The sequence below is a fragment of the Streptococcus infantis genome (genome assembly GCF_964243025.1).
In the GTDB taxonomy this organism is placed as follows: Bacteria; Bacillota; Bacilli; order Lactobacillales; family Streptococcaceae; genus Streptococcus; species Streptococcus infantis_N.
This window is the reverse complement of sequence record NZ_CAXTDJ010000001.1, coordinates 26,033-37,463: the sequence shown is the minus strand read 5'-3', so window position 1 is coordinate 37,463 and position 11,431 is coordinate 26,033. Positions and strand designations below refer to the sequence as shown.

Here is an 11,431-nt window from a genome sequence, read left to right as displayed (position 1 = left end):
AATACACTCCATTATACCAAAAAAAGCTTTCTGAGTCAGAAAATAACCGTTAAAAGTCCTTTTTCTGACTTGTGTTTAAAATCAATCCATTACTAGCAGTTCAGGCTATTTTTTGGTATAATAAATCTTATGGAAATTGAAAAAACCAATCGAATGAATGCTCTGTTTGAATTTTATGCAGCCCTTTTGACTGATAAGCAGATGAACTATATCGAGCTCTACTATGCAGACGACTATAGTTTAGCTGAAATTGCAGAAGAGTTCGGCGTTAGTCGTCAGGCTGTTTATGATAATATCAAACGAACGGAAAAAATTCTGGAAGATTATGAGATGAAACTCCATATGTACTCTGATTACATTGTCCGCAGTCAGATTTTTGACCAGATCATTGAGCGCTATCCAGAGGATACTTTTCTACAAGAGCAAGTTGAGATTTTAACAAGTATTGATAATAGAGAATAAGAGGAATAAATATGGCATTTGAAAATTTAACAGAACGTTTGCAGAACGTCTTTAAAAATCTACGTAAAAAAGGAAAAATTACCGAGAGCGATATCCAAGAAGCAACCAAGGAAATTCGTCTGGCTCTTTTAGAAGCCGACGTTGCTTTGCCAGTGGTTAAGGACTTTATCAAGAAAGTTCGTGAACGTGCCATTGGGCACGAAGTCATTGATACCCTCAACCCAGCTCAACAAATCATCAAGATTGTTAATGAAGAATTGACGGAAGTTCTTGGTTCAGATACAGCTGAGATTATCAAGTCTCCTAAGATTCCTACAATCATCATGATGGTTGGTTTGCAGGGTGCTGGTAAAACAACTTTTGCAGGTAAACTTGCCAACAAACTCAAAAAAGAAGAGGATGCTCGTCCTTTGATGATTGCAGCCGACATCTATCGTCCTGCGGCCATCGACCAGCTCAAAACACTGGGACAACAAATTGATGTTCCTGTCTTTGCTCTTGGAACTGAAGTTCCTGCAGTGGAGATTGTTCGCCAAGGTTTGGAGCAAGCTAAAGCCAACCATAATGACTATGTTTTGATTGATACAGCCGGTCGTTTACAAATCGACGAACTTCTCATGAATGAGCTCCGTGATGTTAAAGCTCTTGCTCAACCAAATGAAATCCTTCTCGTCATCGATGCCATGATCGGTCAAGAAGCTGCTAACGTTGCGCGAGAATTTAACGCTCAATTAGAAGTTACCGGTGTCATCCTTACCAAAATTGACGGGGATACTCGTGGTGGTGCGGCCCTTTCTGTTCGTCATATCACAGGAAAACCAATCAAATTCACTGGTACTGGTGAAAAGATTACCGACATTGAAACCTTCCACCCTGACCGTATGGCAAGCCGTATTCTCGGTATGGGAGATATGTTGACTCTGATTGAGAAAGCTTCCCAAGAATACGATGAGCAAAAAGCCCTTGAAATGGCTGAAAAGATGCGGGAAAACACCTTTGATTTCAACGATTTCATCGATCAGTTGGATCAGGTGCAAAATATGGGGCCGATGGAAGATTTGCTCAAGATGATTCCTGGTATGGCCAACAATCCTGCCCTTCAAAATATGAAGGTGGATGAAAAACAGATTGCTCGCAAACGTGCTATTGTCTCATCTATGACTCCTGAAGAGCGTGAAAATCCAGATTTGCTCACTCCAAGCCGTCGTCGTCGTATTGCAGCTGGTTCTGGTAATACTTTTATCGATGTCAACAAGTTCATCAAAGACTTTAACCAAGCTAAACAACTCATGCAAGGTGTCATGTCTGGTGACATGAACAAGATGATGAAGCAAATGGGCATCAACCCTAACAACCTTCCTAAAAATATGCCTGGTGGCATGGATATGTCAGCCCTTGAAGGTATGATGGGACAAGGTGGTATGCCGGATATGTCTGCTCTTGGAGGAGCCGGAATGCCTGATATGAGCCAGATGCTTGGTGGAGGTCTCAAGGGTAAAATCGGTGAATTTGCCATGAAACAATCCATGAAACGCATGGCCAACAAAATGAAAAAAGCTAAGAAAAAACGCAAATAAAAAGGACTCAATTGAGTCCTTTTTTATTGTTCGTTTCTAAGTTTCTCCAAGGTTTGCTTGAATATTTCTGGAATATCAGCAGTAAATTCCAGTGTTTCATCCGTTCTTGGATGGGTAAATCCTAGCGTTTTAGCATGGAGAAATTGCCCATGTCCCTTTAGTGTTTTACGAGGACCGTATACCTCATCACCAGCGACAGGATGACCGATATAAGCCATGTGCACACGGATTTGATGAGTTCGCCCTGTTTCCAGTTGTAATTCCAGTAAGGTATAATCACCAAAGCGTTCCAAGACATGGAAACGTGTCACTGCTGGTTTCCCTTTGGCAGTCACAGCTTGTTTCTTGCGGTCTTTTTCGCTACGACCAATCGGTGCCTCAATGACACCACGGTCATTGGGAAGATTTCCATGAACGATGGCCCAATATTTTCGAAGAGATTTCTTGTCCTTGAGTTCTTGGGCAAGTGCTAAATGCGCTTCATCATTTTTAGCAACCATGAGAAGCCCAGATGTGTCCTTATCGATACGATGAACAATCCCTGGTCGAAGCACACCATTGATTCCTGATAAGTCTTTGATATGATACATAAGGGCATTCACCAAGGTACCACTGGTATGACCAGCACTTGGATGAACAACCATGCCTTGAGGTTTGTTGACTACTGCTACGTCCTCATCTTGATAAATGATTTCTAGAGGAATATCTTCAGCTACATACTCCAAAACCTCTGGTTCTGGCACCTGATAAGTAACGATATCGCCCTCTTGGACAGTATACTTGGCTTTCTTGACCTGGCCGTTGACCAAGACTTGACCTGACTTGATTTGTTCGTTGGCAAGACTGCGAGACAATTCTGTCAAATCTGATAAAGCCTTATCTAAACGTACCCCGCCTCTTTCAATTTTAATTTCCATTCATTTCCTCTTTTAGCATTGCAAGCAATAACACAACGACCCCTACTGTCAGATAACTATCAGCCACATTGAATATGGCAAAATTGACAAAGTCTAAGTGGAACATATCCACGACAAATCCTTGACTAACGCGATCGATAAAGTTTCCCAGACCACCTGCAATAATCAGAACCAATCCAAAGACTGTCCAGACGGAATCTTCTATATGCTTGTGCAAATACCAGATAGCCCCTGCCATAACTACTAGAGTAATCACTGCAAAAAACCACTGTTGATCTTGAAGCATAGAAAAAGCTGCACCCCTATTTTGCAGATAGGTTAAACTAACTAGATTTGGGATCCATGTTTTAACTTCACCTAGAGCAATATTCTGAACGACATAAGCTTTTACCAATTGGTCTAATACAATCAAGGCTGCTATAATCCCTGCTACTATTCCTCTTTTTTTCATGCTTTCCTCTTCTGATCAAAATACTCTTGCATGACCTCTACAAATAAAGTCCCTGCTTGACTCAAGTCTACTTCCTCACGTTTCACATAAACCATGCGATTATTGAGATTATCATTTAGCGGAATAACGGTGATCCCGTTGACACTATCGCTATCTAAGAATCCAGAACCAGTCGCATAAGCATTTGTTCTTTCAAGAATTCCATTTAAGGTAGCACGATCAGTTACGTTAAACATCTGAGAGCTGGCACTTGTATCCACAAAGTTTTCTGAGTAATAGAGATATTCATCCTTTTCTTGTGTGAAACGAACTGTTGGCAAATCTGCCAAATCCTCCATAACCAACTCTTTTTTCTTGGCTAAGGGGTGTCCTTCACGCAAATAGATATGCGTTTGGAAAGGAATCAACTCAATTACCTCAAGACCTAGCTTTTCAACCCGCTGCATGATTCCCTTTTGGTTCTGATTGTTAAGGTAGATAATCCCAATCTCACTATGTCCTTGGGCTACTTCATCCAAAATCTGAACAGTTGTAGATTCAAAAATACGGAAATTCTTATATTCAGGGTATTGTTGCGAAAAAGCTGTAATGGTTGGTGGCAAGAAATCATAGTGCTGGCTGGCTATTGAAAACTCACCCTTTTCCTCTTCAGGATTGGCATACTGGTTCTGGAAAACATCAAATCCTTTGACCAACTCTTGTGCCTTTTCATAAAATTCCATACCGCGACGAGTAAGGAAAGTTCCTGAACTAGTTCTGCGAAAAATCTTGAAGCCGAGCTCTTTTTCCAAGTCTCTTACAGAAATAGATAGACTCGGTTGGCTAACGTACATCTTCTCAGCTGCTTCACGAAAAGTACCACTATTAGCAATAGCTACAACGTAGCGTAATTGTTGAATATTCATGATTTCTCCTTCGTTTTCTATCTTATCATTATACCATAAAAAAAGCCTATCCAACAAAGGAAAATCATGAGACAGTTACTTCTAAAAAAGGAAACAAAAAAACACCTTTAAAGCTAGACCCAAAATCCAACTAAAAAGGGGTGTTATCAAATGCGATTATTTAGCTGCTGCGTAAAGCTCGTCTACTTTGTTCCAGTTGATAACTGAGAAGAAAGCTTTGATGTAGTCAGGACGAACGTTGCGGTATTTCACGTAGTAGGCATGTTCCCAAACGTCCAAGCCCAAGATTGGTTTTTTACCTTCTGAGATTGGTGTGTCTTGGTTTGCTGTTGAAGTCACTTCAAGTTTACCTTCTTTGTTAACAACCAACCATGCCCATCCAGAACCGAAACGAGTTGTTGCTGCCGCAGTAAATGCTGCTTGGAATTCTTCGAATGAACCAAATGTTGCATCGATTGCTGCTGCAAGTTCTGCTGAAGGAGCTGTTTTTTCAGGAGTCATCAATTCCCAGAAAAGAGCATGATTCAAGTGTCCACCACCGTTGTTGATAAGCGCTTGACGGATATCAGCTGGGATAGATTCTACATCAGCAAGCAAAGCTTCAAGGTCTTCACCAATTTCAGGGTGTTTTTCAAGAGCTGCATTAGCGTTATTTACATATGCTTGGTGATGTTTGTCATGGTGCAAATGCATCGTTTCAGCATCAATATATGGTTCCAAGGCGTCGTAAGCGTATGGAAGATCTGGTAAGATAATAGCCATCTGTAATACCTCTTTTCTTTCTATATAAAAATGATAACGCAAACAACCTTTTTTTTCAAGTTATTTGCTCAATTCGACTGGCTGGCAATCTGTAAAAGAGCCCTTTCAAATAGGTAGTTTTTCTCATAGACACCAGTTTTGATTTGGTAATCAGCCTGGATGAGATAACGGATAGAATCCCGTAAGAAATTCAAGGACAAAGCTCGTGCGTCACGAAGGGCAAATTTGATTTGATAGGGATTCGGATTACGACCAAGATAGTGACCTAAACTGCTGACCATCTGTGATTCTGTCTGACCAGACTCTTGCAATATTTTTACCTGGATATAGAGTCTAAACTGCCCCAGCATAATGGCAATCAGTTTAATCTCATCTTCACCCTGTAAGGTCAAATCTTTAACTAAATCTCGTGCCTGATCAATTTTCTTAGTTAATATTAATTGGGTCAAATCAAAAATATTATCCTGCAAAGTCTTTGGAATGGCTTCAACAATATCTTCTTCTGTTATCAGACCACTATCCTTATAAGACTGTAAGAAGAGCAAGTTTTTCTGAATTTCACTGAATTGAAAACTAGATTTGATAAGCAACTGTTCAAAGGAATTTCCATCAAAAGTAAGTCCCTGTTCCTGAGCCCACTTTTGAAAATAGGCTCGCAACTCTTGCTCTTTAGGTTCAAGAGCCTCAAATACTGTCGCATCACGCTTAAGTAATTTGACCAAACGTCTCTTGCTATCTAACTTGCCTTCAGCAAAGATTACTAATTTACTTGAGGGTACAGGATTTTCCAGATAGTCTTCAAAGGCCTTTAGCTCATCATCAGTTAGATAGCGTTTTTTAGCAGTTGTAATATCGAGAAAATGATCTAAAATAACAATTTTTTCATCCGCAAAGAAAGGAAGACTGACCAACTCTAGCTCCAAGCTTTTGTAGTCTACTTCTTTCATGTCAAAATAAGCAAAATTCAAATCTGCAGGATCATATCCGATTTGCTTTAGAACTTGTGCTTTCATGACGTCATACTGTCCTTGATCAGTTCCTGTAAACAGGGTCAAACTAGGAAGGTTCGCTAAGGATAGCTTTCGACTTTCTTCTATGGCTAGCATTTATTCTCCTTTCTTTTTAATTTAGTTTCTTTTTAATCCATATAATTCAATTTTCCACGGAAATCCTCTAGGCTTTGGTATCCTTTTTCCGACATAATTTCTTTGAGTTCCTTTGTAATACGCTCAAAAACACCTACACCTTCTTTATGAAGAGTAGTTCCTACTTGTACCATGCTGGCACCACATAGGATATGTTCAAAGGCATCACGCCCTGTGAGCACTCCACCAGTTCCGATGATTTGAATTTGAGGATTTAAGCGTTGATAAAAGGCATGGACGTTGGCAAGGGCAGTTGGTTTAATGTATTCTCCACCAATTCCACCAAAGCCATTCTTTGGACGAATCACGACAGACTCATCTTCTATATAAAGTCCATTTCCAATAGAGTTGACACAGTTGACGAATTTGAGTGGGTACTTGTTAAAAATAGCTGCCGCTTGGTCAAAGTGAACAATATCAAAATAAGGTGGAAGCTTAATTCCAAGAGGTTTTGTAAAATACTCAAAAACTTCTGACAAGATATGGTCTGTTGTTTCAAAATCATAGGCAATCTGAGGCTTACCTGGAACATTTGGACATGAGAGATTGAGTTCAGTTAAACCACGGAAATCACTTTCTTGCACCTTTTTCAAGATGGTATGAGTTTCCTCTGGAGACATTCCAACTAAAGATAGAAAGAAGATACGATTTGGTTCCTTTTCTTGCAATTCCAAAAGGTAGTTCAAGTAATAGTCTAAACCATTATTTGGGAGCCCCATAGAGTTAATAGAACCAAGTGGAACATCTTGATAGCGTGGTTCAGGATTTCCCTGACGAAATTCCAAGGTTGCTGTCTTAGTGACAAAGGTTCCTGCTGCTGAATTTTTGACACCTTCCAATTCCTCAATTGTCATACAAGCAACACCTGCTGCATTCATCAAGCAATTATCAAACTCAAAACCAGCAATCTGTGTTTTCGTTGATACCATGATTCTATTCCTCCAAAATCCATTATTTCTTTATTATTATACCATACTTTGGCAGGAGCCTTTTAATAAAACTAACCCTATAAAAAGGTTTCTAATTCAACTAATAAAACTAGCTTATTCAAATTGAAAGAATTTTTAGAAAATTTATGTTTTTTTCTTTACACTGAAAATTTTTTCTGCTATAATGTCTCATGTAATAAAATATAACAACAAAAAAAGGAGAACGATATGACATCTGCTAAAGAATATATCCAAAGCGTGTTTGAAACTGTAAAAGCTCGTAACGGGCATGAGGCTGAATTTCTCCAGGCGGTTGAAGAATTCTTCAGCACTTTGGAACCTGTCTTTGAAAAACACCCCGAGTATATTGAAGAAAACATCTTGGCACGTATCACTGAACCTGAGCGCGTAATTTCTTTCCGTGTTCCTTGGGTTGACCGTGATGGAAAAGTTCAAGTTAACCGTGGTTACCGTGTTCAATTTAACTCTGCTGTTGGACCATATAAAGGCGGACTTCGTTTCCACCCAACTGTTAACCAAGGGATCTTGAAATTCCTCGGTTTCGAACAAATCTTTAAAAACGTTTTGACTGGACTTCCAATCGGTGGAGGTAAAGGTGGATCAGACTTCGATCCTAAAGGCAAAACTGATGCTGAAGTGATGCGCTTCTGCCAAAGCTTCATGACTGAATTGCAAAAATACATCGGACCATCTCTTGACGTACCTGCTGGTGATATCGGTGTCGGTGGACGTGAAATTGGTTACCTTTACGGACAATACAAACGCCTCAACCAATTTGATGCCGGTGTCTTGACTGGTAAACCTCTTGGATTTGGTGGTAGCCTGATTCGTCCAGAAGCGACTGGTTACGGTTTGGTTTACTACACTGAAGAAATGCTCAAAGCTAACGGAAACAGCTTTGCTGGTAAGAAAGTGGTTGTTTCTGGTTCTGGTAACGTTGCTCAGTTTGCCCTTCAAAAAGCAACTGAACTTGGTGCTACAGTTATTTCTGTATCTGACTCAAATGGTTATGTCATTGATGAAAATGGTATCGACTTCGACCTTTTGTCAGATGTTAAAAACAACCGTCGTGCTCGTTTAACTGAGTACGCTGCAGAAAAACCTACTGCTACTTACTATGAAGGTTCTGTATGGACTTACACTGGTAACTACGATATCGCTCTTCCATGTGCGACTCAAAACGAGATCAACGGTGAAGCTGCGAAACGCTTGGTTGCTCAAGGAGTTATCTGTGTATCTGAAGGTGCTAACATGCCTAGCGACCTTGAAGCTATCAAAGTCTACAAAGAAAATGGAATCCTTTACGGACCTGCTAAAGCTGCTAATGCTGGTGGTGTAGCTGTATCAGCGCTTGAAATGAGCCAAAACAGCCTTCGCCTTTCATGGACACGTGAAGAAGTTGACGGTCGTTTGAAAGATATCATGACTAACATCTTTAACACAGCTAAAACAACTGCAGAAACTTACGGTCTTGGTACTGACTACCTTGCAGGTGCAAATATTGCAGCCTTTGAAAACGTAGCAAATGCTATGATTGCCCAAGGTATTGTTTAATTCTAAAAAATGAACTCCTCACTATTTGTGGGGAGTTTTTCTAATGCAAAAAAACCTATCCAAACGGATAGGTATTTTTGATTACAATTTACCTGCTACTGCATCCAATAATTCTTGGATTTTCGCTTGGTTGCTTCCTCCTGCCATGGCCATGTCTGGTTTTCCACCACCACGTCCATCAACGATTGGAGCCAATTCTTTGACCAAGTTACCTGCGTGGATGTCTTTTGTCTTGCTGGCTACAAGGACATTAACTTTATCACCGATGGCTGCAACAAGAACAAGCACATCCGAATAGTCTTTTTGCTTCCAGTTATCTGCAAAGGTACGAAGAGCACCTGCATCTGATACAGAAACTTGACTAGCAATGTAACGGTGGCCATTTGCTTCTTGAACATTCTTGAAGACATCGCCAGCTGCCGCTGCTGCCGCTTTTTCCTTCAATTCTGCATTTTCTTTTTGCAATTGACGGAGTTGTTCTTGAAGTCCTTCAACCTTGTGAGGTACTTCTTTGAGTTGAGCAGCTTTCAAGGTTGCTGCGACTGCTTTCAGAGCATCCTCTTGTTCACGATAAGCTTCAAAGGCTTCCTTACCAGTCACTGCCAAGATACGACGAGTTCCTGATCCGATCCCTTCTTCCTTGACAATCTTGAAGAGACCGATTTCAGAAGTGTTACCTACGTGAGTACCACCACAAAGTTCAACTGAGTAGTCACCAATCGTTACAACGCGGACTTCTTTACCGTATTTCTCACCAAAGAGGGCCATAGCTCCCATTTCTTTGGCTGTATCAATATCTGTTTCAACAGTCTTGACTGCGATGGCTTCCCAAATCTTCTCATTGACTTGTTGCTCAATAGCACGCAATTCTTCAGAAGTGACAGCTTGGAAGTGGGTGAAGTCAAAGCGAAGGAATTCTACTTCGTTAAGAGATCCCGCTTGAGTTGCATGGTGGCCAAGGATATTGTGAAGAGCCGCATGGAGCAAGTGAGTAGCTGTGTGGTTCTTCATGACACGGTGACGACGATTGCTATCGATGGCCAAAGTGTATTCTTGGTTCAAAGCAAGCGATGCAAGGACTTCAACAGTATGAAGAGCTTGTCCATTTGGTGCTTTTTGAACATCCGTTACAGTCGCTACAAGGTTTCCTGCAGCATCCAAGATTTGACCGTGGTCTGCAACCTGTCCACCCATTTCAGCGTAGAATGGAGTTTCTGCAAAGATCAGTGATGCAGTTCCTTCAGAAACAGCCTCTACTTCCGCATTGTCCGCCACGATAGCCACCAACTTAGAAGACAATTGGCTAGCATTGTAGTTGAAGACACTTTCAACTGTAATGTTTTGAAGGGTTTCATTTTGCATCCCCATAGATCCGCCTTTAACAGCTGACGCACGCGCACGTTCTTGTTGCTCTTTCATGGCAGCTTCAAAACCTTCACGGTCGACTGTCATTCCTGCTTCTTCAGCGATTTCTTCTGTCAACTCTACTGGGAATCCGTATGTATCGTAGAGTTTGAAGACATCTTGACCAGCGATAACCGTTTGACCTTTTTCTTTCAAGTCTGCTACGATAGTTTCTGCAAAGTGTTGACCTGAGTGAAGAGTGCGGGCAAATGACTCTTCCTCGCTCTTCACAATTTTTTCGATAAAGTCACGTTTTTCAAGCACTTCTGGGTAGTAGCTTTCCATGATTTTTCCAACAGTTGGAACCAGTTTGTAAAGGAAAGGCTCATTGATACCCAATTTTTGACCATGCATAGAGGCACGACGGAGAAGACGACGAAGGACATAACCACGACCTTCATTTCCAGGAAGGGCACCATCACCGATAGCAAATGACAATGAACGAATATGGTCCGCAATAACCTTGAAGCTCATGTTGTCGCCATCTTGGTCATACACCTTACCAGACAACTTCTCAACTTCGCGAATGATTGGCATGAAGAGGTCTGTTTCAAAGTTGGTCTTAGCCCCTTGGATAACAGCTACCAAACGCTCCAAACCAGCGCCCGTATCAATATTCTTGTGTGGCAATTCCTTGTATTCGCTACGAGGTACAGCTGGGTCAGCGTTAAATTGTGACAAGACGATGTTCCAGATTTCGATGTAACGGTCGTTTTCGATATCTTCTGCGAGAAGTCGAATACCGATATTTTCTGGGTCAAAAGCTTCCCCACGGTCAAAGAAAATTTCTGTATCTGGTCCAGAAGGTCCAGCACCAATTTCCCAGAAGTTGTCTTCGATTGGAATCAAGTGACTTGGATCCACGCCCACTTCAATCCAGCGGTTGTAAGAATCTGTATCAGATGGGTAGTAGGTCATGTAAAGTTTTTCAGCTGGGAAGTCAAACCATTCAGGACTTGTCAAAAGTTCATAAGCCCAAGTAATGGCTTCGTCACGGAAGTAATCCCCAATTGAGAAGTTTCCCAACATTTCAAACATGGTATGGTGACGCGCCGTCTTCCCTACGTTTTCAATATCGTTGGTACGGATAGCCTTTTGCGCATTGGTAATCCGTGGGTTTTCAGGAATGATAGTCCCGTCAAAGTATTTTTTAAGAGTGGCAACCCCTGAGTTAATCCACAAAAGGGTTGGGTCGTTTACTGGAACCAAGCTAACTGATGGTTCTACAGAGTGGCCTTTGGTCGCCCAGAAATCAAGCCACATTTGGCGGACTTGTGCACTAGATAATTGTTTCATTTATATCT

10 protein-coding genes are annotated in these 11,431 nt (G+C 41.2%); 3 read left to right on the top strand and 7 right to left on the bottom strand.

Features of this window, described 5'->3' with window-relative positions:
- Positions 1-129 precede the first annotated feature (129 nt).
- Complete coding sequence (locus tag ACESNQ_RS00205) at positions 130-462, top strand: putative DNA-binding protein (protein WP_070678085.1); 333 nt, start codon at positions 130-132, stop codon at positions 460-462.
- 11 nt (positions 463-473) lie between these two features.
- Positions 474-2,039 carry a signal recognition particle protein gene (gene ffh / locus ACESNQ_RS00200; RefSeq protein WP_075231685.1) on the top strand — a complete coding sequence of 522 codons (1,566 nt, stop codon included), beginning with the start codon at positions 474-476 and terminating at the stop codon, positions 2,037-2,039.
- A gap of 23 nt (positions 2,040-2,062) precedes the next feature.
- Here ffh and ACESNQ_RS00195 read toward each other — a convergent pair whose 3' ends face one another.
- The 6 genes from ACESNQ_RS00195 to ACESNQ_RS00170 form a co-directional block, all read right to left on the bottom strand.
- Positions 2,063-2,956 carry an RluA family pseudouridine synthase gene (locus tag ACESNQ_RS00195; protein WP_373074146.1) on the bottom strand — a complete coding sequence of 298 codons (894 nt, stop codon included), beginning with the start codon at positions 2,954-2,956 and terminating at the stop codon, positions 2,063-2,065.
- Positions 2,946-3,407 (bottom strand): signal peptidase II, encoded by a 462-nt coding sequence (lspA, locus tag ACESNQ_RS00190; RefSeq protein ID WP_373074144.1) that lies wholly within the window; start codon positions 3,405-3,407, stop codon positions 2,946-2,948. The genes ACESNQ_RS00195 and lspA overlap by 11 nt, the downstream gene beginning before the upstream one ends.
- Positions 3,404-4,312 carry a LysR family transcriptional regulator gene (locus ACESNQ_RS00185; RefSeq protein ID WP_373074142.1) on the bottom strand — a complete coding sequence of 303 codons (909 nt, stop codon included), beginning with the start codon at positions 4,310-4,312 and terminating at the stop codon, positions 3,404-3,406. The genes lspA and ACESNQ_RS00185 overlap by 4 nt, the downstream gene beginning before the upstream one ends.
- A 156-nt stretch (positions 4,313-4,468) precedes the next feature.
- On the bottom strand, positions 4,469-5,074 hold the full coding sequence (gene sodA / locus ACESNQ_RS00180) for a superoxide dismutase SodA (RefSeq protein ID WP_000974725.1): 606 nt from the start codon (positions 5,072-5,074) through the stop codon (positions 4,469-4,471).
- A 68-nt stretch (positions 5,075-5,142) separates the two neighbouring features.
- A complete protein-coding gene (gene holA, locus ACESNQ_RS00175) occupies positions 5,143-6,180 on the bottom strand; it encodes a DNA polymerase III subunit delta (RefSeq protein ID WP_373074139.1) in 1,038 nt (345 codons plus the stop codon).
- Positions 6,181-6,212: 32 nt separating this feature from the next.
- Entirely contained in the window at positions 6,213-7,148 is a 936-nt protein-coding gene (locus ACESNQ_RS00170) for a dihydroorotate oxidase (protein WP_373074137.1), read from the bottom strand.
- 228 nt (positions 7,149-7,376) lie between these two features.
- Here ACESNQ_RS00170 and gdhA point away from each other — a divergent pair, with 228 nt between their 5' ends.
- Positions 7,377-8,723: an NADP-specific glutamate dehydrogenase gene (gdhA, locus tag ACESNQ_RS00165; RefSeq protein WP_373074135.1), complete on the top strand. Its 1,347-nt coding sequence runs from the start codon at positions 7,377-7,379 to the stop codon at positions 8,721-8,723.
- Positions 8,724-8,804: 81 nt separating this feature from the next.
- On the opposite strand, the gene alaS is transcribed toward gdhA, so the two are convergent.
- The gene (gene alaS / locus ACESNQ_RS00160) at positions 8,805-11,423 is read right to left on the bottom strand and encodes an alanine--tRNA ligase (RefSeq protein ID WP_373074133.1); all 2,619 of its coding nucleotides are present in this window, start codon (positions 11,421-11,423) and stop codon (positions 8,805-8,807) included.
- Between the last annotated feature and the right edge of the window lie 8 nt (positions 11,424-11,431).

What these genes read in the sequence shown, in the direction of transcription:
- lspA (WP_373074144.1), bottom strand. Translation starts at nt 3,407, where the DNA reads ATGAAAAAAAGAGGAATAGTAGCAGGGATTATAGCAGCCTTGATTGTA.
- ACESNQ_RS00195 (WP_373074146.1), bottom strand. Translation starts at nt 2,956, where the DNA reads ATGGAAATTAAAATTGAAAGAGGCGGGGTACGTTTAGATAAGGCTTTA.
- gdhA (WP_373074135.1), top strand. Translation starts at nt 7,377, where the DNA reads ATGACATCTGCTAAAGAATATATCCAAAGCGTGTTTGAAACTGTAAAA.
- holA (WP_373074139.1), bottom strand. Translation starts at nt 6,180, where the DNA reads ATGCTAGCCATAGAAGAAAGTCGAAAGCTATCCTTAGCGAACCTTCCT.
- alaS (WP_373074133.1), bottom strand. Translation starts at nt 11,423, where the DNA reads ATGAAACAATTATCTAGTGCACAAGTCCGCCAAATGTGGCTTGATTTC.
- ACESNQ_RS00170 (WP_373074137.1), bottom strand. Translation starts at nt 7,148, where the DNA reads ATGGTATCAACGAAAACACAGATTGCTGGTTTTGAGTTTGATAATTGC.
- ACESNQ_RS00185 (WP_373074142.1), bottom strand. Translation starts at nt 4,312, where the DNA reads ATGAATATTCAACAATTACGCTACGTTGTAGCTATTGCTAATAGTGGT.
- sodA (WP_000974725.1), bottom strand. Translation starts at nt 5,074, where the DNA reads ATGGCTATTATCTTACCAGATCTTCCATACGCTTACGACGCCTTGGAA.
- ACESNQ_RS00205 (WP_070678085.1), top strand. Translation starts at nt 130, where the DNA reads ATGGAAATTGAAAAAACCAATCGAATGAATGCTCTGTTTGAATTTTAT.
- ffh (WP_075231685.1), top strand. Translation starts at nt 474, where the DNA reads ATGGCATTTGAAAATTTAACAGAACGTTTGCAGAACGTCTTTAAAAAT.